This is a genomic window from Lihuaxuella thermophila, from assembly GCF_900110165.1.
Classification (GTDB): Bacteria; Bacillota; Bacilli; order Thermoactinomycetales; family Thermoactinomycetaceae; genus Lihuaxuella; species Lihuaxuella thermophila.
Window position 1 is genome coordinate 100946 of record NZ_FOCQ01000013.1, and the last position, 21932, is coordinate 122877.

Sequence of the window (21932 nt, forward strand, 5' to 3'; positions counted from 1 at the left end):
AGGAGTCAAAGCTAAGGCAGGTATGAAACGCAGCAGGTTAATGGCACTAATTTCGAAAGAAAATTTTGACTGGGGAGAGGAGGCTACCATGGACATCTTAAAACGCATTGCCGATTATCGGGAACGCGAAAAAAAGTTGGCGTGGGAAGGGACCTTCAGCGAGTATCTCGAGCTTGTGAAAAAACAACCTCAAGTGGCTCAAACCGCTCATTCCAGAGTATACAATATGATCGCCAGAGCAGGCGTAGAGACAGATTCCAATGGAAATAAAAAGTATCTGTTTTTCAGCAGAGAACTTTTTGGATTAGATCGTGCCATTGAACGTTTAGTCGAAGAATATTTCCATTCGGCAGCCCGCCGCTTGGACGTCCGGAAACGGGTTCTCCTTCTGATGGGTCCGGTCAGCGGAGGAAAATCCACCATCGTCACCTTGTTGAAAAAAGGATTGGAAGAGTATTCCCGTACGGACGAGGGCGCTCTCTATGCCATTAAAGGTTGTCCGATGCACGAAGAACCTCTCAATCTGATTCCACGCGATCTGCGCCCCGAGTTTGAACAGGAATTTGGAGTGCGCATTGAAGGTAATCTGTGTCCGCATTGCCGCTTCCGTCTCAATGAAGAATACGGCGGACGAATTGAGGATGTGATGGTGAAACGGGTTCTTTTGTCGGAAGACGAACGGGTCGGGATTGGGACATTTAGTCCGTCAGATCCCAAATCCCAAGATATTGCTGACTTGACGGGAAGTATTGACTTTGCGACCATTACGGAATATGGTTCGGAGTCAGACCCGAGGGCGTATCGTTTTGACGGGGAACTCAACAAAGCCAACCGCGGACTGATGGAATTTCAAGAGATGTTGAAGTGCGATGAGAAATTCTTGTGGAATTTGCTCTCGCTCACTCAGGAAGGAAACTTTAAGGCGGGACGGTTTGCCTTGATTTCCGCGGACGAGTTGATCGTCGCCCATACCAACGAAGCGGAATACAGGTCGTTTATCGCCAACAAGAAAAATGAGGCGCTGCAATCCCGGATCATCGTGATGCCGATTCCGTACAACCTGAGTGTGTCGGAAGAAGAGAGAATTTATAAAAAACTGATCCAACAAAGCGATTTGGCCCATATCCACATTGCCCCGCACTCGCTTCGCGCTGCCGCCATTTTCACCATCTTAACCCGTCTCAAGGAGTCCAAAAAGCAAGGAGTCGACCTGCTGAAGAAAATGCGCCTGTATGACGGAGAATCCGTCGAAGGCATGAAAGATATCGATGTGGAAGAATTGAGAAACGAGTTTCTGGATGAAGGAATGTCCGGAATCGACCCCCGCTACGTGATCAATCGCATCTCCAGTGCTCTCATCAAAACGGACGCCAATTTCATCAATGCGCTGGACATTCTGCGCTCACTCAAGGAAGGTCTGGATCAACATCCGTCCATCACCCCGGAGCAACGGGAAAAATACCTTCACTTCATCTCCATCGCCCGCAAAGAGTACGATGAAATCGCCAAAAAAGAAGTGCAAAAGGCTTTTGTCTACTCGTATGAAGAGTCGGCCAAAACGTTGATGGACAATTATCTGGATAACGTCGAAGCGTATTGCAACTGGCAAAAGCTCCGCGACCCGATCACAGGAGAGGAATTGGAGCCCGATGAAAAGCTGATGCGCTCGATCGAAGAGCAAATCGGCATTTCCGAAAATGCGAAGAAAGCGTTCCGCGAAGAGATTTTGATACGCATCTCCGCTTACGCCCGCAAAGGGAAACGCTTTGACTACAACAGCCATGACCGCCTGCGTGAAGCGATCCAGAAAAAATTGTTTGCCGACCTCAAAGATGTGGTAAAAATCACTACCTCTACCAAAACTCCGGATGAAAACCAGTTGAAGAAAATCAACGAAGTGATCAACCGTCTGGTAGCGGATTACGGCTATACCCCGGCAAGCGCCAATGAATTGTTGAGATATGTTGGAAGCTTGCTCAACCGTTAACGCTGGTCTGTCAAGTTGGAAACGGGAGGTGAATAATGATGACGCACCCCCTTTTTATCGTTTCCCAAGAGGATTGGTCCCTGCACCGAAAGGGATATCAAGACCAAATGCGACACCAGGATAAAGTCAGGGAAGCCATCCGCAAAAATTTGCCTGATTTAATCAGTGAAGAAAGCATTATCATGTCGGATGGGAAACATGTGATCAAAATCCCGATCCGTTCCATGGAAGAATATCGGTTTCGGTTCAACTACAACAAGGCAAAGCATGTGGGTCAAGGAGACGGGAACAGCAAGGTGGGAGATGTACTGGGACGCGAATCTCCTGCCGGACAACAAGGCCCCGGAAAAGGGCAGGGAGCGGGAGACTCGGCAGGGTCGGATTATTACGAAGCAGAGGTCACTGTAGCCGAATTGGAGGGAATTCTCTTCTCCGAAATGGAGCTGCCGCGTTTAGAACGCAAAGAACAAGACGAAATGACTGTGGACGACATCCGGTTTAACGATGTCCGGAAAAAAGGGTTGATGGGAAACATTGATAAAAAGAGAACCCTCCTGGAAGCCATTAAACGGAACGCCTTGAAAGGCAATCGCGGCAAAGCCCGCATCTCCATCGATGACCTGCGCTTTAAAACCTGGGAAGATATTGTTGTTCCCCACTCCAATGCCGTCGTCATCGCCATGATGGATACCAGTGGAAGTATGGGAATATTCGAAAAATATATTGCCCGCAGTTTCTTCTTCTGGATGGTCCGTTTTCTTCGCACCCGTTACCAAAATGTAGAAATTGTCTTTATTGCCCACCATACCGAGGCAAAAGAAGTGAGTGAAGAAGCTTTCTTCACCAAAGGAGAGAGCGGGGGAACCATCTGTTCCTCGGCTTACCGCAAGGCGCTTGAAATCATTGACTCCCGTTATCCGCCGCAACGTTACAACATCTATCCTTTCCATTTTTCCGACGGCGACAACCTGACCTCGGACAATGAACGCTGTGTCGCCCTCGTAAAAGAACTGATGAAACGATCCAACATGTTCGGCTACGGGGAAGTCAATCAGTATAACCGTCATTCATCAATACTCACTGGCTATAGAAACTCAAACCTTTTCCAAGATCCCAAATTCATGTACTATGTCATTCGGGATAAGAGTCAAGTATATGACGCGCTCAAACACTTTTTTGGGAAAAAAGAGGCCGTATAAGCCTCTCATAATCGGGGGAATAACTCAATATTAAAGTGATCTATCTGCTTCCAATTGATATCCCGATAATAAGTCGCTTTCTCAAGCACTGACTTGAGAAGGCGATTTTTCTTTTCTATGTCATCCGTAGCGCGATAAGCAGCCAACACATTTTTTATCCGTGGTACAAATTCATTTTGCTTTTTCTCTTTTTCTTCCTCCCGTTTGATTTCTTCCTTTAGCTGATCAATCTGTTCTTGAGTGGTTTTAATTCGATCGCTGACGATTTGTTGCCGTTCCATAAAAACCTCAATTGTATAAACCTTTTTTTCCAGCAATTCATGTAGGTTGTTTTTTTGTTCAAACAATTCCTCCAGTTCCTTCTCCTTTTGTTTTAACTGTGCCAGCTTGAAAGGGATCACGGAGGTTGTCTTTTGTTTCTTAACTTTGCTTTCATCAGCTTCGAAAGTGGCTACAATTTGTTCCAGCCCTTCTAAAATTCGTTGCTCAACTAATTCTAAAACAGCACCTTTTTGTTTTCCTTTACAACTTGTTTGTACGCAGCGTAGTTGATCCCGTTTGTGAGGATAGTAAAATTTCATCATTGCGTGTCCGCATAGCGCACAAAACAATACACCGGCTAAGGGATTTGAAAGTGGTTTAGTTGGACGAGTGGGGGGCCTCCACCTTCCGGAGTGAGCCAGGTTAGCTTTTCGGAATAACTCTTCTGATACGAGAGGTTCATGAGCATTGTTATGTCTTGTCCATTGTTCGGGTGGCATTTTCTTTCGGATGTATTTCCCATTGCGCTTGATGTACTTGATTTTTCCCCATATGATATGTCCGAGATAAACCTCATTTTTCACGATCTCAGATATCGTTGATGCCCGCCAGTAATCATCTCCACTTGGTGACTTTATCCCCATTGCATCTAATTCCCTTGCTATCTGTATGCGCCCCGCACCTTCGGCCATTCTCTCAAAAATGAGTTTTACTACCCATGCTGTTTCCGGGTCCGGATAAAGCTTTAGGTTTTCGTCTCGGAGGTAGCCGTATGGGGGTTTTTTGCTGATCGATTTGCCTTCCTTTGCTGATGCCCGCCGGCCGCGTTGCATCCGCTTGTTGATCGCTTTCAATTCTTCCCTGGACAATATGCTTTTTACTCCAAAGATCAGCTCTGATCCTTCAGCGTTGGGGTCTATAACCTCCGTCGGGGTGATAATCAGGGTTTCTGAATACTGCAATACCCGGAAAATGGAGCCCATGTCGAACATGTCTCCCCGGCCTAAGCGATCCAGATCCATGACCAGGATCGCATCGACAGCCCCCTGCTCAACTTCCCGAAGCATTCTCTGTATTTCTGGCCGATCAATGATATATTCCCCGGAAACCACTTCCTCGAAAATCTCGACGATATGATGGTTCTCGCGTCGAGCAACCTCTAGGAGTTGCAGCCGATGCCGCTCCAGGGTGTCGAACTCTCTCCCCTCATTTTGGGCTTTTCGTTCTTCTTCAACGTCCTTTCGACTTTTTCTAAGGTAAATGAAGCAGTCAAGTCCAGTAGGCCGATTCATGTCACGTATCACCTTCTAAGACACTCGTTGTTTTGATTATAACATGCACAAAAATTTTGAGAGCGATGATGATCTGGATGAAGGTGAGGGATTGGGAATAAAAAAGTATTCCATTTTTTGGTTACCCTTTTATGGACTTATGTTGTTTTAAAAGAAAATGGTTGTATGACGTATCACGAACTAGCGTTCGAGAAATATTATATTATAACAGGAATTTTGCGAAATTGACACCCGTGCAGAATTATCATATCCTAAGCTTACAAGTAGTAATTTTTTTTATGATTATCTCGCCTAATAACCGTAAACACTAAAGGAAACCTCGATCAATTAATCGGAAGGAGGATGATTATTATGGCAAGCATCCTCGATGTAGCTGAGTATTTTTTATCAAAAGTGGATCTCGAAGCTGGAGAAAATATGACCCATCTAAAATTGCAAAAGTTATGTTACTATGCTCAGGCATGGCATCTTGCTATTCATGACACACCACTATTTGATGAAAAATTTCAAGCTTGGGCTCATGGGCCAGTTAGTCCAACACTTTATAAAAAGTATGCTGATTATAAATGGCAACCGATTGAGATTCCTGAATATCCAGAGTATGATTTGAGCCCTGGTCAAATGGAGTTTCTGGATGATATTTGGAATGTTTACGGGATTTATGACGCAAAATATTTGGAGCGGCTTACCCACCAAGAAGATCCTTGGCTTAACGCTAGAGGTAATTTGCCTGAAGGTGCATATTGTACTAATGTAATTGATGAAGAAGACATGAAGCGTTACTACAGGGAGATGACAGAAGATTAATGGGTCGCAATAAAAACAAAAAGAAAAAGCCTTTTGTCGAAAGGCCAGATGCTAATATCGGTGATAAAAAAATTAAAAGAGCTGGTTTGGAAGCAAGGGATGAAGGTAATACAGATGACCAGCATCCCGTTTTTTCTTTCCTTTATGTGGACGAGCGACTTCCTATAACGAATATGAATGATCAACAATTAAAAAACATGATGAATTTATTCATCAGATTAGAGCAAATGACATGGAAGGACATAAAGAAAAATAAAAATTACTATAAAGGGAATCTGGATATAAAGACATTCAAGGTTCCTTGGCCTACTCACAAAATAGATCCTTTTTACAAGGTTAGTGAACTTCGGTGTAATTGCGGGACGAGGATTTTTGGTTTTAGAACTGGCAGAACATTTAGGATTGTGTGGTTTGATGCAAATCATGATGTTTATCCTCATAAGAAAAATGGATAAGTGACAATAGAAGACAAAATACATAAAAACCGGCCACGCGGACCGGCTTTTTGTTTTTTGGGTTTTACCTATGGTATAATCAAAAACGCAAACATATGTTCCTGGTGCTAAAGTCATAAAATAACTTTTGCATCCAATAAACCAGGGATCTGTAAATCGACATGGATGTTTGAAGAATCATGATGATCGGCATAACTATTGTTCTTTTTGAGATCTTTATCACTGGGTATATCAGGTGGATCGATAGGAGCTTTTTTAGGTTCTTGGTTTGGTTGATCCTTTTTGGGTCTCTCTGGATTTATCGAAGGGTATAGATCGATTCGTTTATTTGGAGAATTAGAATTTCGGTGATTAGGGCCCATGCGAGTTTTACGTTTCCTTTGGTTTGGATTGACCTTTTGAGCATATTGTTCCTCAGGTTTGGCTGGAGTATCAACTATGGTTTCTTGTTGTTTTTTTTCTAAGTTTTCTTGTTGCTTTTTTTCTTCATTGCTGCCATTATTTTGAGTTTCTATCTTAGCTATCAGACGCTTATGTTTGTACTCCAGTTGAGTTATTTTATTCTTTAATTCACTGTAATCCTTTTTTAGTTCTACTATTTGCCGTTCGGAGGCAGTATACTTGGCATGATTGGCATACGCGGAATACACATGTAGAATCAATAAAAGTGATGTGACGGAGACTCCAATGAGAAGACAAAATTTCCTTCTTCGTTTTTTGTCTCTCTCCTTAAAGAAATCAGTCTTTTTTTGGATATGATCAAAAACCTTCTTTTTTAAATCTTTCGGCACTTCATATTGCGGGAGACTATCTAATAGATGATCAACGACTGGATCTAACTCGCGTAGTTCTAACTGGCAATATGGGCATTCTTCTAGATGAGCCTCAAAAAGTCGTAACTCTTCTTCTTCAAGACCACCCAGGGCATAGACTTCAACCAAAGAGCAAAGATCATTTTTAACGTTCATTAACGCCTAACCAACCTTTCAACCTCAATTTAAGCCTTTTTAGTCCTAGTCTCACCCGACTTTTTACGGTTCCTTCGGGAATGGATTTTAACTTTGCAACTTGTTTGTATGTGTAACCCTTCAGAATCAACTGAATCGCTTCCTGCTGTTCTTGAGGTAATTGCTGGATCGATTCTTGGATAATGGTTTGATTAATAAGCCGATCCTCAAAGCTATCATCTATTTTCCTTAGCGAATCCTGCACTTCTATAATAAGTGATCGTTTCTTGGTATCCTTTAGTTTTTTCAAAGCTGTGTTTTTGCAAATGTTTAATATCCATGTTTTGAATGAGGATCTAAATCGAAAAGTATGGGCTTTTTCAATTACCTTAACAAATGTGTCCTGAACTACATCCTGTGCTAAGTGATGGTCTTTTACAATTATTCTAGCGCAACGATAAATCGTTTCTTCATATCGGTCATATAAAATATTGATCGCTTCGTAATCCATCTGAACAATCCGCACGACCAATTCATCGTCCGAGATGTTCCCTTTCAATATCGAAACCTTCTTTCTTATTCAGTTTTTACCTAGAGTGAGACTAGGTTTTCAATTCAAAAAAAGTGATCTAAAAATCAATTTTTAGGGTCTATATAGATAGAAGCGCCTAAAAAAAGAGTTGAGAGGGAGAGAGCAGACTTGGAAAAAAATCTGACCATCTTCTCATCACTAAATTGTATCGGAAAAAAATGCAATGAGATTCGAACGTTAGTACCTTTAATTCAGTACAAATGCCAGAATTGTAAAGTCGGATTAAAAGAATATAATTGCTGTTTATTGGCCGCGTCATTAAAACATGAGTTAGGTATTTTACATAAACAAAAAAATCCTGAAAAGAACTATTAGTTATCATTCGTTTTTTCTTTTTGAATTTGAGTATCAACAAAGATTTCTAACACAGTCATAAGTTTTGTTAGAAACTCCTCGTCTTTCGTCTTTATGACAGTTCCGATAAGGCTGAGGAGTTTTTCTAGTTTTTCAGGATCATTCATTGCTGCATCGACTTCTGCACGATCTATATTAAACAACTTGAGAATGTCTGGATCATTTAGTATCGTTTGGTCAATCACATGGCCTTTTGGGTCGTCGGTTTGACCAGTTAGATAGTCTAAACTTACTCCAAAAAAATCGGCAAATTGTCGAGCTAACTCTAATGAAGGTTCGCGTTCTCCCCTTTCATACATACCGATGGCACTTTCGCTTAATTTAAATCTTTTTCCAAGCTCTTTTTGAGTTATTTTTTTGTGTTGACGTAATTCACGAAGTCGATTTCCAAAAATCTTCATATTCATCACCTGTCAACATATTAACACAAAGCGTGTTAATTTAGTATTTGACAGCACATAATGTGTTGACAACGCACATTATGTGTTGTAATATTGAATCAACAACACGAAACGTACTAAAAAGGGTGGTGAAAAGATGAATAAAAAACTAATCGCTGCAAAACTAATCTCTCTACGAGGAGACAAATCACGAGACGAAGTAGCAAAAGCAATAGGAATCAGTGTAAGCGCACTTCAAATGTATGAAAACGGGCGAAGAATTCCTCGCGATCCAGTGAAAATTAAATTAGCTAAGTATTATGGTGTATCTGTACAGGAAATTTTTTTTGGAGATCAACCGCACGAAATGTGCGGATAAAGGAGAGTGATCCAAATGGCCATATCACTACCTCAACGTAAATCGGGCATTGAACCTCGCGAATTCCAATTTGGCAACACCACGGTCCGGATCCATTCCAAACTGGCCTGGATGACCGAAGAGGAGCAACGCGCCTGGTATAAGGAGCAATGGCAAAAAGGGAACCCTATACTCCAACGGATCGCCGAAGCCATGTTCGAATAACTGGAATTATTATGTAAATTCCAAAAAATACTCCTCTTCATTTCTACCATTTAACCGTCCTCTATACAAGAGATTCATAGAAATTAATTTTTGGTAAGGAGGTCACCAATGAATCAACTTAGCCGCGTTTTCGACTACCAAGGAAGCCAGCTCAGAACGATCATCAAAGATGGTGAACCTTGGTTCGTTGCAAAAGATGTGTGTGATGTGTTGGAAATTTCGGATGCTAGGCAGGCAGTTGGACGGCTTGATGAGGATGAGCGGTGTTTAATACCGGTCACCGATTCCCTAGGTCGTCAACAAAATACATTCGCAGTAAATGAACCTGGTTTGTACTCGCTAATCCTTGGAAGCCGCAAACCCGAAGCAAAAGCCTTCAAGCGCTGGATCACTCATGAAGTCATTCCGTCGATCCGGAAGACCGGTCAATACAGCGTGAATGAATCACGGTTCCAGATTCCTCAAACCCTTCCTGAAGCTCTCCGGCTGGCTGCCGATCTCGCTGAAGAGAAGGAGCGCCTGGAACAAGAGAACCGGGTCCTGGCACCGAAGGCAGAAAGCTTCGATACCTTCATGAGCGCTGATAACGCGCAACCAATCGGAACCGTGGCAAAAGCCCTAGGAATCGGGCCCAACAAGCTATTTGCACGACTGAGAGAAGAGAAAATTCTAATGAGCGGCAACCGGGACAAAAAGAACCTTCCCTATCAAGAGTACATCGACCGTGGGTACTTCCGGGTTAAAGAAACACCGATCGTTATGGGTGACAAAACCATTAACCGGACACAAACACTTGTCACACCCAAAGGTGTTGACTGGATCGCTGGCCGGCTAGGATTGAAAAAGAACCTGCCAGCGGTGCCACAGTAAGAGGGGGATGATACGATGAAACCTGCACTGGACGAAAAGCTGATCAGCCTGAACCAGCAAGAAATCGATGAGATCTTGACCGCTTTGGAAACTCGAATCGAGAAAATCGAAGAACAAGTAAGAGTTTGCAGCACTTTCTACCCAGAAAAACCTGACCTTGCGAAGTATTGGAGCAGGAGATTAGAAGCATCCCAAAGCGTTTTGGAGTCATTTCGGCAAAAAGTATATGGGAGGTAATCACATGAAGATCCCTGGAGTTAAACGGATCAGCGGATTTATCCACGACGGCGTGCCGATGATCAGAATCTACTGGGAAACCGGTGTAAAAACACCTGCCGTACAGATGATGCCGTACATGGCTAGTCTACTTGGCGGCATCGGCATTCATGACGCCATAGGAGGAGGTGAAAATCATGAAGCAGCTCAACCAAGAACAGAGGAAAATCATCATCAAGTCTCTTGGCCTTTTGCAAAAGCAGATTCAGGATGTATTGGATATCCTGACTGCTCCAGGTGAGTATCGGATCACGATGACTCAATATGAGTTAAAACAAGTTTCTTCAATCATCGAGACGCTTAAATCCGATGAAGAGGTGATCTTATGAGGGTCACAGCGGGCGATTGGTTGACGCTTACCGATGAGCAAAAACTCGGGTTGATTGGATTAGCCGTCATCATGAACCGAGCCGGGCGGCTAAAAGTAGGAAAGCCCGCCAAAGTGGGGAAAGGCGAGCTTTCACAAAAAATTATTTGGATCTCATCTAAGTGTATCAGATCGGCGCACTTAGAGCAACGAGGGGAGGGAATCTGATGAAACCTCACCTTCGACGAATCGCGGAACTGTGGTACAAAGCGAATCACATCGCTCCGCTCACGGAATCCGAAACCCGTGAGTGGAGTGAATCCCATCAAGCGAACCGACTAAACAAACAACCGGCGCGCGCTTACGAGGTAGTCATGGGCTATCTCTGGGACCGGGCCATCAAACATGAATTGTGCCAGGTCGAAATGAATTTGCTGATTTGGGCGCTTGATAAAAACCTTGATCAGTATTGGCAGTGGCGCAAGTTAGAAAACTGCTCTCTCATCGCGCAACAAGCTGGCGACAAGAAATGGCAACGACAAATTGAGCGACTGAAAGAGGTGTTTCTGTAATGAGTCAGCGTCATCTTCAAGTAGTTGAAAACCAACAACCGGCACCGGTTCAAAACGTCGGGATGATTACACCTGCAGCTTCGCTGGATGAAGCAATCGAGCAATTTCATCTGTATCAGCAGTTAAAAGAAAAACTTGGCACCCCTGAAGATTTCCAACGAATTGGTGATAAACAACACCCCAAAAAGTCTTTTGTCCGCAAAGTACAACGCTTCTTCAATGTCTCCTGCGAGATCATCCAAGATGAACCCTTGAAAGATCAAGACGGAAACATCATCGCTTGGTTGGCTAAGGCCCGGGCAATTCATCGACAAACGGGGGCTTTCCAGGAGGCGGATGGTTCCTGCGGTTTTGATGAAAAGGTCGATAAATATGGCAACCCAGATAAGAAAAGGCAGACCATCCACAACATCCGTTCACATGCAGTTACTCGGGCAAAAAACAGAGCCATTCTGGATCTTGTCGGTTTCGGTGAAGTCAGTGCCGAGGAAATCATCGACGACAACGGAGGATATCAACAGCCAGAGCAACGCCAGGATAAACGGAAGCAACCCACTCCAGAGGAGCGCAAGCAAAAGGGAATCCGATCCATGTATGCAGTTGCTAAGGGTGAAAAGAAGCTGAGTGAAGAGAGGCTTCCTTAAATGGGATATGTCAAAAAGCCGGTTTTATATCGAATGGGAAACCGTTTGGCAAGCATAAATTACGGGCGGCGGCCGATCGCCCCGCCCTTCTCCCAAACCTTCCGGGAATTTCCCGGAACTTCCTAAACAGTCTAAGAAACTCAGGAGTAGGTGAGGAAACCATGGCAGAGCGCAGGATGATTAGTAAAAGTATTAGTGTGTCGGAAAAGGTCAATGCGATGTCAATATTTGCCCGATTGCTGTTTACCTGGATGATCCCGCATACAGACGATTTTGGAAGAATGCCCGGATCACCAGCAAAAGTAAAAGCCTTAGTCGTGCCAATGGCCGATGAAACAAAGCAAGACGTTGAAAATGCTCTTTATGAGATGGTCGAACAAAATCTAATTGAATGGTACCAGGTTGATGGTAGCCAATACATCCAGATCGTTGATTTTGAACGGCACCAGACAGGGCTTCATAAACGCACAAAATCAAAGTTTCCCGGCCCTGACGATCCGAATGCCAAGAAGGTTTCCGAACCTTTCCGGGAAATTCCGGGAAACTCCGAAATTTACCGCCATGAAGAGAACAGAACAGAAGAGAATAGAAAAATACTACAACAGCCTTCGGCACCGTCTGGCGACGGTGTGGTTGTAGCTGATAAACCACCAAACAATAAAGAGCTCATTGCCGAGTTAGTTTCCAAATATCGTAGTATCCCCGGAGTCAAACAGCACAAAGGCGACTATGCTTTCATCGGCAAGATGTATAACGAATTTGGTTACTCCGAGGTTTATTCTGCCATTGACACTCTGGAAGCAAAGATGTTGATAGAACCGATTGATAAAACATTAGCCTACCTGAAAGGCATCTTAGAAAATAGCCGTGGGAAAGTGCTCCCGCTGCCGCAGAGGCCACCTAAAGAGCGATCATGGAACAAAGAACCGGTCCGGGTGAACCAGCCGACAGACGAGGATCTTGAGCGTCAACAGCAAGTCGAGGAAGAGATGCGCCAGCTGATGCTTGAACGCCAGCAGAGAAGGAAGGGTGCCGTGAATGGAGATTAAACCGGCATTTGATACAGCACTCGAAGAAGAAATCATTGGAAGCATGATCTATGATCCGGCCTGTATCGCTGAAATTGCAGATTTTATTAAGCCGGAATACTTCTATCATCGCCAATACCAGCTGTTGTATGAACATATCATTGAGCTCTGGCAAGACGATGAGACTCGAGTTCATCTAGTTGAAATGGCACCGTTTTTGCAAAAACACGGAATTGATATCGCAAAGCTCAACAGAATGATGGGCGCCATAACAACTACGGCCACCATTGTCTATCATGCTACCCGGTTAAGGGATTTATGGGCGTTGCGCGAAGCCATGAAAGTTGGGTATGAGCTTATCCAAGCTGGACATCTGCGGGATCGGGATGACATCAAGGAGGCCATTGGACAGGCGGAAGCAAAGCTGGCAAAGATTACGGATACGACTGCTTCCACCGAAACAATGACAACGATGATGTCTGCATTGATGGAGTTTAGTGAGGAATTTGATGAGTTGTATCACAAGGGTGAAGGGATTGTTGGGCTATCAACGGGTTTTAAAGATTTAGATCTAAAAACTACTGGTCTTAAAAACGCCGATTTCATTGTAATTGGCGGTCGCTCGAGTATGGGGAAAACGGCATTCGCTCTTCAGCTGGCAAGAAATATTAGTGTCGATCAAGAAAAGCCCGTTCTTTTCTTCTCGTTGGAGATGAGTAAAAAGTCATTGGTTCGACGGATGCTTGCATCAGAAGCAATGATCAACATTCAAAAAATGAATTCAGGTTTGATCCAACCCGATGAATATGAACGGTATACAGAAGCAATGGGGATTCTTAGCAGAGCTCAATTGGTCATTGATGACCAGCCGGGGCTCACTGTTGCAGATATGAAAGCTAAAGCGAGGAGGATGAAACGAGAACGAGGGCTCTCATGTATCATTATCGACTATTTGCAGTACGTGAGAGGATCGGGTCGGCAAGAAAGATACCTGGAGCTTGGGGAGATCACTTCTCAACTCAAGGGCATGGCTAAGGAGTTTGATATTCCTGTTATAGCCCTGGCTCAGCTGTCTCGCGGCGTAGATCAACGTCAGGACAAACGGCCAGTGATGAGTGATCTGCGGGAGAGTGGAAACATCGAGCAAGATGCGGACCTGATTATGCTTTTATATCGGGATGAGTATTACAATCCTCAAACCGAAAAGAAAAACATCGTTGAAGTGATCATTGGTAAACAACGAAACGGGCCAACCGGGGTTGTAGAGCTTGGATTCTTCAAGGAAACCAATAGATTCTTTGACGTTGAGAAATTGAAGAATAGAGGGGGATCATCATGAACCGTTGGTGGGTGTATGAATTCATGAAAAATCGATACTTGGAGACCGGGGTTATCCCGCAAAGGCGCGAGATATTGGCGAAATTCTCCGGGATGGAAACAAAAGAGATCAGCGAGGGAATGATCGAATTCCACCTGGCTTACCCTCGGTTTAAAGAAATACGGGACGACTACGAAGCTCTGAAAAAAGAAATGGGAGCGTGACATCATGGAAGCAGCAATCACCTGGAAGCAAACACAACTTAAGAAGCCAATTAAATCATCGCTGCCGGCAGACGATGAGGTTATCATTCCCGGAAAATGGCGCGGGAAAGACGTGAAAGAGTTTGTGCACATGTGGAAGTGCGGTCTGGCTCTTAAAGATATCGCCAAAGGGTGGCCGGATCGAACCACCAATGATTTAAGGTTTCTTCACGATTACGCGCTTAAAAAGGGATGGATCAGCGAGAGACCAGGCGGGGAAGACGGCCGGCGGAGGTGTGGTGCATGAAACAGCGCATCAAGGGCAGGGTCAGCAAAGAAGGCTTCTACTTTGAATCTTTACGCGGCGGTCAAACGTTCTCGGTTCGAGAAGGAGGGCCGCAAGGACGATTCATCGGTCATGTGACGAGGCTCAGTCAAGGTTGGTGGCGTGCTCACCTTCCAGGCGGAATCACCGCAAAAGGGCAGAGCCGGTCACAGGCGGTTCTGAAGGCAATGAAGACGCAAGGAGAGGGAGAAACAGCATGATAGCAACAAGATCACCACTCATCTGGATGGGCGGGAAAGCAAAACTTGCCGTGGAGATCATCTCCCGGATGCCTGACCACAAAGTGTATGTTGAACTGTTTGGTGGTGCGGCCCATGTGATGGCCCAAAAGTCTCCATCTGCCCATGAAATATATAACGATATTGACGGACATCTGGTAAATTTTCTCCTCGTTGCCAGGGCGGATCCGGAAAAGCTCCGGCAGGCTTGCGAGACGCTGCCATATTCCCGATGGCTTTACGAAACATGGCGGGATGAATGGAAAGCTGGAAAGTGGCCGGCGGATCCGTTTGAGAGGGCGGTAAGGTGGTTCTATCTTAACCGGTCGGCCATTGCCAAAGGGAATTCACCTAAGAACAAAAACACTGGATGGCGACATAGCACAACCAGCAAAGAAAATCCAGCAAGGAGTTATCAAACAGCATGTCAACGTATCGAAAGTTTTGCTAAGAGAATGCGTCCTGTGTTAATCGAAAACTTGGATTTTCGCAAGGTTATTGAGAAATACGACTCCCCGGATACTTTGTTCTACTGCGATCCACCTTATTTTGATTGCGAGCATTACTACATGGGTGAGTTTAGCGAAAGGGATCACAGAGATCTGGCGGAGATGCTGAAGCAGATAAAGGGGAAGGCGATTGTCTCGTACTATGATCACCCAATGGTTTACCGCCTCTATGATGGATGGCGCATAGAGACATTTGATACACATAAGCAGGTTATCACGAACAAAAGCACCGCGGACAATCGTGCCAGAGAAGTGCTTCTCATGAATTATGATTTGCAAATGTCGCTCTTCGAGTTTGCTTCAGGTGGTGAGGTAAGTGGGACAGCTTGAGCTCTTTCCTGATGAAGTAACATCACTAAACACCATGAAATGTGTTTGCAAGCTATGCGGTACCAGTTTCAGAGCCGTTTGGAGGAACGATCTTTCCTTAATCTGCGAGAACTGCCAGCAGAATGAGCCGAATCCAATGAGGAAGACACACGGGCCTGGACCAGATGGAGCCAAGTGCAAAACATGCAAGCACCTGTTTGCAAAACGATGGGATAGAACCTATTACAAATGCGCTCTACGTGGCAACACAAACGGAGCCGGCACAGATCATCGGGTGAGATGGAACGCATGTGCGAAGTATGAGGAGGACAAAGAGTGAGAATGGTGGACCTCTTCTCCGGAATCGGCGGGATTAGTTTAGCAGCAGAATGGGCCGGGATCGAAACGGTTGCCTTTTGCGAAATAGAACCGCATTGTCAAAAGGTTTTGCGGAAACATTGGCCGTATGTGCCGATCTATGATGATGTTCGGAAGTTAACTCGGGAGAGGTTGGAGAGAGACGGAGTGATAGATGATGCACGAACAATTGACATTGTTTGTGGAGGATTCCCCTGCCAGCCATTTAGTGTTGCCGGGAAGCAACGAGGCAAGGAAGATGACCGCCACCTCTGGCCGGAAATGTTTAGAGTTATCAAGGAACTTAGACCCACTTGGATACTTGGAGAGAACGTTGCTGGAATCGTTAGATTGGCACTCGACGATGTACTTGCTGACTTGGAAAGTGAAGGCTACTCCTGCCGGACGTTTATTATTCCAGCTTGCGCCGTCGGTGCGCCCCACAGACGGGACCGGGTCTGGATTGTGGGCCACTCCGAGAGCAAACAAAATCGGAGGGTACAGCAGTCCAGGATGGAGTCCAACTTTGGAACAACAAGTGAAACTTTGGCCGACACCGAAAGCAAGCATTCGGGGAGATTGCCCATCGGAGAGAAAGCGGAGAACTCCAGATTTACCAGCAGCAGTCAAGATGTGGCCGACACCGACGGCGCAGGACAGCAAAAATGCAACGTTACCTCAATCGCAGAAAGATCGGGATTCAGTACCTGGAGCGTTGATCCGAGAAGGGCAGAAAGGCCAGCTGAATCCGGACTGGGTAGAGTGCTTGATGGGTTTCCCACCGGGATGGACGGACATCGATGGCCGGCAGGATTAGGTCAGGAGCAGTATGATTGGGAGCCACCCAGGGTAGCGGAAGGGGTTAAGAACCGGGTAGCTCGGTTGAAGGCGTTGGGTAATGCCGTTGTACCTCAGCAAGTTTATCCGATTCTCAGGGCTATGGTTGAAGCGGACTACAAATAAAAAGCACCCTTCTGGCTTCCACCAGAGGGGTGCATGACCCTAAAGAAAAGGTGATACAAGTGAATTTTAGCAATCACAAGAGTGAAAAGCAAATTAGCAAACCAAAAACGGTTTTATGGGAGCTCACCGAGGAACAGGTCAAAGTGCTTCAGCTGATATTCAATCAGTGGTATCTATCTGATAGTCAACGCGAGATCCGCGATCAGCTTGCAGATGAGCTTACTGATTTGGCAGTGGCGTTTGAGGAGGAGTGAACGTGAAAAAAGCGATTCAACGCCGGCTTAAAAGCCTGGGAAGATGGGAAGTCATCCAGATCGGCAACTATGTCATCCAACGATACAGCCAATTTTATTCTTACATCTGCTACGACGCTCACACTGGGCGTAATCTTGGCGGCGGAAGCTTAGGTCTTATTTCTCATAAATTAAAAGATCTCATCAAACAAGATAAAAGACCTATAAAACAAGCCGACTTTTTACACAGCTTATAGATTACAGGGCGGCCACTGTCCCTTTGGAGGAGGATAAAAAATGGGTAAACACACTCTCAAAAAAGGCGACAAAGTTGTCATGCACACATGCGCCGAGGCGGAAAAATACAACGGCAAAATATGGACTTGCAGCACGGATGAATACACAGTGGGCGAAGGAAGACTTAAACAACGTCTGATTTTCCTGGAAGGTTTCAGCGGTGCTTTTGCAGTCCAATATCTGCAATTGGTCAGATTGGAGACGGAATGAAAAGACGAAGAAACAAACGGGCGGCCATCCGCCCTGATCGGAGGTGTGGGAGTGGCAAGTGGTTGCATATTAGGCGATTGTCCTCTTTGCACCGATTTGATTTATGAGGATGAAATGGCCTGGGATGATGAATTAGGAATATGCCATGAATCATGCTTAAATAACGTCTTATGGAGAAGTGTTCACGGAAGCATTGTTCTAGTGGCGGTTAGGAGAAAGTCAAAACAGGAGGCGACACCATGAAAGGATTATCTGGATGGCTGGCACTGGACGGGCAATTTTACCCGTGCCGGTACGGGGAACATCACCAGCTGGCAGAGCTGATCTATGATGCCCACGAGAGAGAAATGAACCGATTGAGAGAAAAGTTGTCCAAGGAAAGAAAAGGGTATGTGGATCGGGAGTCGGTTATTCAATCCGGTGGTTTTATAAAACTCGGTTGTGATTCATTCGGCAGCGGTTATATTTTCTTCCCTGTGAGCGAACCGATGACGAAAGAGCAAGCCTGGTGGTTCTACTACAACCAAGACAAGTTGTCTAAAGAGCAGCGGGAAATGTGGGAGTGGTACTGCGACCAAAATTCGATCGAAACGGAGGAGATGGCATCGTGAGTTAACCCCCTGCCTCAACAGCAGGGGAGCGGCAGAAAAGAGGTTTCCCATGGACCACTACATTATATGAGACATAACTACCTAGTGTTACTGAAAGGGGAGGTCGGAGGGTGACTAAGTTCCATCTGATTTACCGGCCAGCGACAAAAGAATATGTCCAGTTTTGTGATATCGAATCGTGTTTTGGCCCGCACGTTGTTTGGACTCGTGATCAATCATACGCATATCAGTTTGAAAGCAGGCGAAAGGCTGCTCAAGTAGCTGAAACAATCACTCAAGCAGACAAGATCCGGATGCAGATCATCACATTTAAAGAAGAAGGGAGAAATACCATTGAGTGTGCATAGTACTAAACGGTTGAACGATTACGAGCTTACTGTTGGAGTTTACTTAGGAAAGAAAGATCGGTTGATTCGCTCTTGGCACCAAACGTTGCCGAAAGGAAGCTTTTCAATGCTAACCAAGCTTTGTATTCAGGCGTATCTACAAAAGCAATATTTCCCTCTGCAAACCGTTTGCGATGTTCAGTCACTGAAAAAAGAGATGGAAAAGAACAGATACTTCCGCCCTCAACAGCGCAATATCACTTTTACACCCGAAGACGGGCCCGTTTATGAGTGGGTCAAAAGCTTGGAAAGTGGCTATCGGAGTGAGGAGATCAAGGAGATTCTGAAAGAAACTATAACTCAAACCCTGAATCTCCATCCTTTCCGATCAGGCTCGGGCATCACCAATCGATAGAAAAGACAAACAAAAAATCCCCGCTTTCGGGCGGGGAAATTGCGCGATCTTCGTGCTATTTCATTATAACATGGGGTGGGAAAATGGAGAAACTATACTCTGATTTGTGCACGGAGATTGACATCCTGACATTGAGAATCAAAGATTTGGAAATGGAGTATAAGTTTTGGTATCGTGCATGTTTCGGAAATCGATCTTTCCCACTGGACATCTGTTTAAAGCGGATGGAAGAGATATGTGATCAAGTGGAAATGTACAGCACTCTCCTAGAAGAAAAAGAGAAGACGAGAAAAGAGATTGAAAAGCGCATGTCCGAATTTGAAGGGCTTGAATATAAAGTCAGCTATCTACGGGATGTTAAGGGAATGACCTTGGCTGAGATTGCGGCTGAACTTGGATACAGTTATATCTGGATCAAACAGATCAGCGCCAGGACGCGGAAGAAGAAACATACCAAGAACATACTTTCTGGTTGATTATTTCGTGTTATTATGGTATCGGAAGAGTTTGCCAAATCACCCGGAAGGTTTGGTAGGCTTTTATCATAAATGATACCCCTATACTTGAATAGGTTTTTGGGGGATCATCCTTGAAAATCCCCCTACCAAAGCGAGCGGGAAAAACAAAAAAATTCATCAAAAGGGCAGGTGGGAATTCCTTTCCCATCCGGATTTCCGTTATCTTCCCGCTCAAATTTAAAGCGCCGAACCGATAAAAAAATTGGAGGTGAAATTCCTCCAATACAGTGGGCGAATCGGCGCTTTCTTTTTTTGTGTTTCATTTGCATGATCAGTGATTCACTCCTAAGTGGTGTTTTAATGCTTCTTGGAGAATTTGCGAAAAGTTTACATCATGTTTTTCACCAAGATCATTTAACCATTTAGGGATAGTTAAAGTTTTCTTGACTGATTTTTGCCCGATTTCCTGAACCGCTTTTTTTGAAACAGAAACGAGAACTAATGCTACCTGTTCACCTTCTTCTTTGTATTCTTCTAAGTTAATTTCACTGAGTTTAGAAGGGGCAGGAATTTCTTCTTTGTTTTCCATCATGGTATACAAGTGTCCGGCAAGTGCTTCCTGGGCCATGCGAAAAGCGTCCTCTTCATCCTCACCATGAGAAACGCAGCCCGGAAGATCGGGGAAGGTTACACCTACACCCTTAACGTCTGGATCATAATGAAAAACAGCCGGATAGATATAATAAATTTTTGCCATTAAAATCATCTCCTTTGTGTATTTGAAGGGAAAGGGGCGGGATCAAAGAATCTTGATCCCTGATTGTCGCTCAATACTTTTTATTGTCCCTTTCGGTAAATCTTTCTTAGGATGAGGTATTGTTACAGTACCTTTTTTTGTTGGGTGTCTGAAGTGGTGATGATCACCTGTGACCCTTGCTAAGTACCATCCATCTTTCTTTAATGCTTTGATAATTTCTCGTGACGACTTTGGAATTAGAACCCCTCCCTTCAGTATTAATTATAATACGTATTTGATGCGTATTCAATACGTATTGATACGTACAAAAGCCTTTTTTATGTAAAACTCAGCCCCCGAGCGGTGCTTTTTATTTTACTCAAGTAGGTTGTGTAAAACTTGGTTAACGCTTGATGAATAGATATACTGTTAAAGAGGTGATGAACATGGAAGGAAAGCGGGAATGCCCTTACTGCGAAGGAACGGGTAAAGAATGGGATTATGCCTATAATTCCGAGATAGGCGAAGAGGTCCGCGTAGTCCTTGACGATCCTTGCGAAGAATGCGGAGGTACGGGGTTCATCCAAGATACACCTGAAAAGCGATAATATAACAGCACCCAAGCGGTGCTTTTTATTTTACTGAATGTAATTGTGTAAAACCCATTTTGTATGGATGTGGTACGATGCCTAAACGACCGCTAAGACCATGCAATAAACCCGGTTGCCCAAACCTTACACAGTCGCGGTATTGTGATAAACATGCCAATGAATATAAGACGCAGGAACGACAACGGAAACGGGAGTACAATCGGAAACGCCCCACCCCTGCGCAGCTAGGCTATGATCGAGAGTGGGCAAAAGCGAGGCAACGTTTCCTGAAAGCAAATCCATATTGTGTAGTGTGTGGGGATAAAGCGACGGTGGTGGATCATATCGTGCCGCATAAAGGCGATAGATATTTATTCTGGCAAGCAAGCAACTGGGCTCCTATGTGTTGGAGTTGTCATAGTAGGAAGACAGCGAAATATGATAGTGGGTTTGCTAATAAAAAGATTAAGTATACAAAAGGAAATTGATGTTTACGAAAGAATAGTTAATCAAAATAAAAGTTCCTGCGGTGCTGCAACACCCAGGAACGTGACCAACACCTGACATGGAGGCGTTGATAGTTGAATATTACCATATGCGCAACTTGTGGTAAACAATTTGAATACCTCAGAAAGAAAGGCCCTGCTCGAAAATATTGTTCTGATGAATGCAGAAACAAACAGCCTAGAACAGTCAAAAATATGACCGCTGAAAATATGACCGCTGTTTGTGTTGTTTGTAATGCGGAGTTCGCCCCGCGTTACAAAAGCCAAAAATGTTGTTCTCGTGAATGCGGAAAGAAATCGGCTGGTCAGGTTCTTAGTCAAAGGTTTCAAACACATATTTGTAAACATTGCGGATCTGAATTCAAGCATAAAAGAAGTGGGAGAACAAAGAATATATTTTGTTCTAGAGAATGCGCCTATAACCATAGAAAAGGAAGCACTACATCGAACAAGCGTAAAGAATATAAAGATTTACTTGAAGAACCCAAAAAGAATTGTGGAACAAAGCCATATGTAGAAAAGAAATGTCGTCACTGTGGAACATTGTTTAGAACTAACTACATGGCAGAAAGAAGGGTTTATTGTTCTATTAAATGTTCCAACAGAGCTAATGCATTGAACAGACAAAAACGTTTAAAAGGGAAGTTTGTTGAACGCGTTTTTTTTAATGGATATATTCGAAAGAGACGGCGGTATATGCCAAATATGTAACAAAAAAGTATCTCTTGAATATGAGTATCCTCATCCTCTAAGTGTTTCACTTGATCATATCA

35 protein-coding genes are annotated in these 21932 nt (G+C 44.4%); 29 read left to right on the forward strand and 6 right to left on the reverse strand.

Annotated elements, in window-relative coordinates; genetic code table 11:
• Positions 1–88 precede the first annotated feature (88 nt).
• A complete protein-coding gene (locus BMW55_RS14415; RefSeq protein ID WP_089970742.1) occupies positions 89–1987 on the forward strand; it encodes a PrkA family serine protein kinase in 1899 nt (632 codons plus the stop codon).
• 38 nt (positions 1988–2025) lie between these two features.
• On the forward strand, positions 2026–3186 hold the full coding sequence (gene yhbH / locus BMW55_RS14420; RefSeq protein ID WP_089970897.1) for a sporulation protein YhbH: 1161 nt from the start codon (positions 2026–2028) through the stop codon (positions 3184–3186).
• Positions 3187–3191: 5 nt separating this feature from the next.
• On the opposite strand, the gene BMW55_RS14425 is transcribed toward yhbH, so the two are convergent.
• The gene (locus tag BMW55_RS14425) at positions 3192–4739 is read right to left on the reverse strand and encodes a recombinase family protein (protein ID WP_089970746.1); all 1548 of its coding nucleotides are present in this window, start codon (positions 4737–4739) and stop codon (positions 3192–3194) included.
• Positions 4740–5090: 351 nt separating this feature from the next.
• Between BMW55_RS14425 and BMW55_RS14430 the strand changes: the two genes are divergently transcribed.
• Both BMW55_RS14430 and BMW55_RS14435 read left to right on the forward strand, forming a co-directional pair.
• A complete protein-coding gene (locus BMW55_RS14430) occupies positions 5091–5546 on the forward strand; it encodes a Panacea domain-containing protein (RefSeq protein WP_089970750.1) in 456 nt (151 codons plus the stop codon).
• Complete coding sequence (locus BMW55_RS14435) at positions 5546–6001, forward strand: MAG6450 family protein (RefSeq protein WP_089970752.1); 456 nt, start codon at positions 5546–5548, stop codon at positions 5999–6001. The genes BMW55_RS14430 and BMW55_RS14435 overlap by 1 nt, the downstream gene beginning before the upstream one ends.
• A 113-nt stretch (positions 6002–6114) precedes the next feature.
• Here BMW55_RS14435 and BMW55_RS14440 read toward each other — a convergent pair whose 3' ends face one another.
• The 3 genes from BMW55_RS14440 to BMW55_RS14455 form a co-directional block, all read right to left on the reverse strand.
• Complete coding sequence (locus BMW55_RS14440; RefSeq protein ID WP_089970755.1) at positions 6115–6969, reverse strand: zf-HC2 domain-containing protein; 855 nt, start codon at positions 6967–6969, stop codon at positions 6115–6117.
• Positions 6959–7507: an RNA polymerase sigma factor gene (locus BMW55_RS14445; protein WP_089970757.1), complete on the reverse strand. Its 549-nt coding sequence runs from the start codon at positions 7505–7507 to the stop codon at positions 6959–6961. Before BMW55_RS14445 ends, BMW55_RS14440 begins: the two co-directional genes overlap by 11 nt.
• A gap of 344 nt (positions 7508–7851) precedes the next feature.
• Positions 7852–8295 carry a helix-turn-helix domain-containing protein gene (locus BMW55_RS14455; RefSeq protein ID WP_244527580.1) on the reverse strand — a complete coding sequence of 148 codons (444 nt, stop codon included), beginning with the start codon at positions 8293–8295 and terminating at the stop codon, positions 7852–7854.
• Positions 8296–8431: 136 nt separating this feature from the next.
• Here BMW55_RS14455 and BMW55_RS14460 point away from each other — a divergent pair, with 136 nt between their 5' ends.
• From BMW55_RS14460 to BMW55_RS14570, 22 genes are all read left to right on the forward strand, one after another.
• On the forward strand, positions 8432–8653 hold the full coding sequence (locus BMW55_RS14460; RefSeq protein ID WP_089970767.1) for a helix-turn-helix transcriptional regulator: 222 nt from the start codon (positions 8432–8434) through the stop codon (positions 8651–8653).
• 15 nt (positions 8654–8668) lie between these two features.
• Positions 8669–8857 (forward strand): hypothetical protein, encoded by a 189-nt coding sequence (locus tag BMW55_RS14465; protein ID WP_089970770.1) that lies wholly within the window; start codon positions 8669–8671, stop codon positions 8855–8857.
• A 108-nt stretch (positions 8858–8965) separates the two neighbouring features.
• On the forward strand, positions 8966–9727 hold the full coding sequence (locus BMW55_RS14470) for a phage antirepressor KilAC domain-containing protein (RefSeq protein WP_089970773.1): 762 nt from the start codon (positions 8966–8968) through the stop codon (positions 9725–9727).
• Between the two features lie 15 nt (positions 9728–9742).
• Positions 9743–9964, forward strand: a complete 222-nt coding sequence (locus tag BMW55_RS14475) for a hypothetical protein (protein ID WP_089970776.1) — start codon at positions 9743–9745, stop codon at positions 9962–9964.
• A 176-nt stretch (positions 9965–10140) separates the two neighbouring features.
• Positions 10141–10332, forward strand: coding sequence for a hypothetical protein (locus tag BMW55_RS14480; protein WP_089970779.1), 192 nt, complete (start codon positions 10141–10143; stop codon positions 10330–10332).
• Positions 10329–10538, forward strand: a complete 210-nt coding sequence (locus tag BMW55_RS14485; protein ID WP_089970783.1) for a hypothetical protein — start codon at positions 10329–10331, stop codon at positions 10536–10538. The genes BMW55_RS14480 and BMW55_RS14485 overlap by 4 nt, the downstream gene beginning before the upstream one ends.
• Complete coding sequence (locus BMW55_RS14490; RefSeq protein WP_089970787.1) at positions 10538–10882, forward strand: DUF7667 family protein; 345 nt, start codon at positions 10538–10540, stop codon at positions 10880–10882. The genes BMW55_RS14485 and BMW55_RS14490 overlap by 1 nt, the downstream gene beginning before the upstream one ends.
• The gene (locus BMW55_RS14495) at positions 10882–11526 is read left to right on the forward strand and encodes a hypothetical protein (RefSeq protein WP_089970790.1); all 645 of its coding nucleotides are present in this window, start codon (positions 10882–10884) and stop codon (positions 11524–11526) included. Before BMW55_RS14490 ends, BMW55_RS14495 begins: the two co-directional genes overlap by 1 nt.
• Positions 11527–11687: 161 nt before the next feature.
• Entirely contained in the window at positions 11688–12575 is an 888-nt protein-coding gene (locus tag BMW55_RS14500; RefSeq protein ID WP_089970793.1) for a hypothetical protein, read from the forward strand.
• Positions 12565–13893: a replicative DNA helicase gene (gene dnaB, locus BMW55_RS14505; protein ID WP_089970797.1), complete on the forward strand. Its 1329-nt coding sequence runs from the start codon at positions 12565–12567 to the stop codon at positions 13891–13893. The genes BMW55_RS14500 and dnaB overlap by 11 nt, the downstream gene beginning before the upstream one ends.
• The gene (locus tag BMW55_RS14510) at positions 13890–14096 is read left to right on the forward strand and encodes a hypothetical protein (RefSeq protein ID WP_089970802.1); all 207 of its coding nucleotides are present in this window, start codon (positions 13890–13892) and stop codon (positions 14094–14096) included. The genes dnaB and BMW55_RS14510 overlap by 4 nt, the downstream gene beginning before the upstream one ends.
• A 4-nt stretch (positions 14097–14100) precedes the next feature.
• A complete protein-coding gene (locus tag BMW55_RS14515) occupies positions 14101–14382 on the forward strand; it encodes a hypothetical protein (RefSeq protein WP_089970805.1) in 282 nt (93 codons plus the stop codon).
• Positions 14379–14621, forward strand: coding sequence for a hypothetical protein (locus tag BMW55_RS14520; protein WP_089970808.1), 243 nt, complete (start codon positions 14379–14381; stop codon positions 14619–14621). Before BMW55_RS14515 ends, BMW55_RS14520 begins: the two co-directional genes overlap by 4 nt.
• A gap of 26 nt (positions 14622–14647) precedes the next feature.
• Positions 14648–15478 (forward strand): DNA adenine methylase, encoded by an 831-nt coding sequence (locus BMW55_RS14525; RefSeq protein ID WP_280139788.1) that lies wholly within the window; start codon positions 14648–14650, stop codon positions 15476–15478.
• Between the two features lie 315 nt (positions 15479–15793).
• The gene (locus BMW55_RS14535) at positions 15794–16777 is read left to right on the forward strand and encodes a DNA cytosine methyltransferase (protein ID WP_089970817.1); all 984 of its coding nucleotides are present in this window, start codon (positions 15794–15796) and stop codon (positions 16775–16777) included.
• A 59-nt stretch (positions 16778–16836) separates the two neighbouring features.
• Positions 16837–17031 (forward strand): hypothetical protein, encoded by a 195-nt coding sequence (locus BMW55_RS14540; RefSeq protein WP_089970819.1) that lies wholly within the window; start codon positions 16837–16839, stop codon positions 17029–17031.
• Positions 17032–17033: 2 nt separating this feature from the next.
• Positions 17034–17267 (forward strand): hypothetical protein, encoded by a 234-nt coding sequence (locus BMW55_RS14545; RefSeq protein WP_089970822.1) that lies wholly within the window; start codon positions 17034–17036, stop codon positions 17265–17267.
• A gap of 40 nt (positions 17268–17307) precedes the next feature.
• Positions 17308–17517, forward strand: coding sequence for a hypothetical protein (locus BMW55_RS14550; RefSeq protein ID WP_089970825.1), 210 nt, complete (start codon positions 17308–17310; stop codon positions 17515–17517).
• Positions 17518–17756: 239 nt separating this feature from the next.
• Positions 17757–18128, forward strand: coding sequence for a hypothetical protein (locus tag BMW55_RS14555; RefSeq protein ID WP_089970828.1), 372 nt, complete (start codon positions 17757–17759; stop codon positions 18126–18128).
• Positions 18129–18238: 110 nt separating this feature from the next.
• A complete protein-coding gene (locus BMW55_RS14560) occupies positions 18239–18475 on the forward strand; it encodes a hypothetical protein (RefSeq protein ID WP_089970834.1) in 237 nt (78 codons plus the stop codon).
• A 106-nt stretch (positions 18476–18581) separates the two neighbouring features.
• Complete coding sequence (locus BMW55_RS14565) at positions 18582–18869, forward strand: hypothetical protein (RefSeq protein WP_139179508.1); 288 nt, start codon at positions 18582–18584, stop codon at positions 18867–18869.
• An 83-nt stretch (positions 18870–18952) separates the two neighbouring features.
• On the forward strand, positions 18953–19345 hold the full coding sequence (locus BMW55_RS14570; RefSeq protein ID WP_089970840.1) for a sigma factor-like helix-turn-helix DNA-binding protein: 393 nt from the start codon (positions 18953–18955) through the stop codon (positions 19343–19345).
• Positions 19346–19658: 313 nt separating this feature from the next.
• Here BMW55_RS14570 and BMW55_RS14580 read toward each other — a convergent pair whose 3' ends face one another.
• Both BMW55_RS14580 and BMW55_RS14585 read right to left on the reverse strand, forming a co-directional pair.
• Positions 19659–20084 carry a type II toxin-antitoxin system HicB family antitoxin gene (locus tag BMW55_RS14580; protein WP_089970846.1) on the reverse strand — a complete coding sequence of 142 codons (426 nt, stop codon included), beginning with the start codon at positions 20082–20084 and terminating at the stop codon, positions 19659–19661.
• A gap of 42 nt (positions 20085–20126) precedes the next feature.
• On the reverse strand, positions 20127–20321 hold the full coding sequence (locus tag BMW55_RS14585; protein ID WP_211663681.1) for a type II toxin-antitoxin system HicA family toxin: 195 nt from the start codon (positions 20319–20321) through the stop codon (positions 20127–20129).
• Between the two features lie 188 nt (positions 20322–20509).
• Between BMW55_RS14585 and BMW55_RS19500 the strand changes: the two genes are divergently transcribed.
• From BMW55_RS19500 to BMW55_RS19055, 3 genes are all read left to right on the forward strand, one after another.
• Positions 20510–20671 carry a hypothetical protein gene (locus BMW55_RS19500; protein WP_170839956.1) on the forward strand — a complete coding sequence of 54 codons (162 nt, stop codon included), beginning with the start codon at positions 20510–20512 and terminating at the stop codon, positions 20669–20671.
• Positions 20672–20748: 77 nt separating this feature from the next.
• The gene (locus tag BMW55_RS14590; RefSeq protein ID WP_089970849.1) at positions 20749–21141 is read left to right on the forward strand and encodes an HNH endonuclease; all 393 of its coding nucleotides are present in this window, start codon (positions 20749–20751) and stop codon (positions 21139–21141) included.
• Between the two features lie 93 nt (positions 21142–21234).
• Positions 21235–21870, forward strand: a complete 636-nt coding sequence (locus BMW55_RS19055; RefSeq protein WP_139179509.1) for a hypothetical protein — start codon at positions 21235–21237, stop codon at positions 21868–21870.
• Positions 21871–21932 lie beyond the last annotated feature (62 nt).

Bases quoted from the DNA above. Each gene is read 5' to 3' on its own strand.
- BMW55_RS14415 (WP_089970742.1), top strand. From the start codon at position 89: ATGGACATCTTAAAACGCATTGCCGATTATCGGGAACGCGAAAAAAAG.
- yhbH (WP_089970897.1), top strand. From the start codon at position 2,026: ATGACGCACCCCCTTTTTATCGTTTCCCAAGAGGATTGGTCCCTGCAC.
- BMW55_RS14425 (WP_089970746.1), bottom strand. From the start codon at position 4,739: ATGAATCGGCCTACTGGACTTGACTGCTTCATTTACCTTAGAAAAAGT.
- BMW55_RS14430 (WP_089970750.1), top strand. From the start codon at position 5,091: ATGGCAAGCATCCTCGATGTAGCTGAGTATTTTTTATCAAAAGTGGAT.
- BMW55_RS14435 (WP_089970752.1), top strand. From the start codon at position 5,546: ATGGGTCGCAATAAAAACAAAAAGAAAAAGCCTTTTGTCGAAAGGCCA.
- BMW55_RS14440 (WP_089970755.1), bottom strand. From the start codon at position 6,969: ATGAACGTTAAAAATGATCTTTGCTCTTTGGTTGAAGTCTATGCCCTG.
- BMW55_RS14455 (WP_244527580.1), bottom strand. From the start codon at position 8,295: ATGAAGATTTTTGGAAATCGACTTCGTGAATTACGTCAACACAAAAAA.
- BMW55_RS14460 (WP_089970767.1), top strand. From the start codon at position 8,432: ATGAATAAAAAACTAATCGCTGCAAAACTAATCTCTCTACGAGGAGAC.
- BMW55_RS14465 (WP_089970770.1), top strand. From the start codon at position 8,669: ATGGCCATATCACTACCTCAACGTAAATCGGGCATTGAACCTCGCGAA.
- BMW55_RS14470 (WP_089970773.1), top strand. From the start codon at position 8,966: ATGAATCAACTTAGCCGCGTTTTCGACTACCAAGGAAGCCAGCTCAGA.
- BMW55_RS14475 (WP_089970776.1), top strand. From the start codon at position 9,743: ATGAAACCTGCACTGGACGAAAAGCTGATCAGCCTGAACCAGCAAGAA.
- BMW55_RS14480 (WP_089970779.1), top strand. From the start codon at position 10,141: ATGAAGCAGCTCAACCAAGAACAGAGGAAAATCATCATCAAGTCTCTT.
- BMW55_RS14485 (WP_089970783.1), top strand. From the start codon at position 10,329: ATGAGGGTCACAGCGGGCGATTGGTTGACGCTTACCGATGAGCAAAAA.
- BMW55_RS14490 (WP_089970787.1), top strand. From the start codon at position 10,538: ATGAAACCTCACCTTCGACGAATCGCGGAACTGTGGTACAAAGCGAAT.
- BMW55_RS14495 (WP_089970790.1), top strand. From the start codon at position 10,882: ATGAGTCAGCGTCATCTTCAAGTAGTTGAAAACCAACAACCGGCACCG.
- BMW55_RS14500 (WP_089970793.1), top strand. From the start codon at position 11,688: ATGGCAGAGCGCAGGATGATTAGTAAAAGTATTAGTGTGTCGGAAAAG.
- dnaB (WP_089970797.1), top strand. From the start codon at position 12,565: ATGGAGATTAAACCGGCATTTGATACAGCACTCGAAGAAGAAATCATT.
- BMW55_RS14510 (WP_089970802.1), top strand. From the start codon at position 13,890: ATGAACCGTTGGTGGGTGTATGAATTCATGAAAAATCGATACTTGGAG.
- BMW55_RS14515 (WP_089970805.1), top strand. From the start codon at position 14,101: ATGGAAGCAGCAATCACCTGGAAGCAAACACAACTTAAGAAGCCAATT.
- BMW55_RS14520 (WP_089970808.1), top strand. From the start codon at position 14,379: ATGAAACAGCGCATCAAGGGCAGGGTCAGCAAAGAAGGCTTCTACTTT.
- BMW55_RS14525 (WP_280139788.1), top strand. From the start codon at position 14,648: ATGGGCGGGAAAGCAAAACTTGCCGTGGAGATCATCTCCCGGATGCCT.
- BMW55_RS14550 (WP_089970825.1), top strand. From the start codon at position 17,308: ATGGGTAAACACACTCTCAAAAAAGGCGACAAAGTTGTCATGCACACA.
- BMW55_RS14555 (WP_089970828.1), top strand. From the start codon at position 17,757: ATGAAAGGATTATCTGGATGGCTGGCACTGGACGGGCAATTTTACCCG.
- BMW55_RS14565 (WP_139179508.1), top strand. From the start codon at position 18,582: ATGCTAACCAAGCTTTGTATTCAGGCGTATCTACAAAAGCAATATTTC.
- BMW55_RS14570 (WP_089970840.1), top strand. From the start codon at position 18,953: ATGGAGAAACTATACTCTGATTTGTGCACGGAGATTGACATCCTGACA.
- BMW55_RS14580 (WP_089970846.1), bottom strand. From the start codon at position 20,084: ATGGCAAAAATTTATTATATCTATCCGGCTGTTTTTCATTATGATCCA.
- BMW55_RS19500 (WP_170839956.1), top strand. From the start codon at position 20,510: ATGGAAGGAAAGCGGGAATGCCCTTACTGCGAAGGAACGGGTAAAGAA.
- BMW55_RS14590 (WP_089970849.1), top strand. From the start codon at position 20,749: ATGCCTAAACGACCGCTAAGACCATGCAATAAACCCGGTTGCCCAAAC.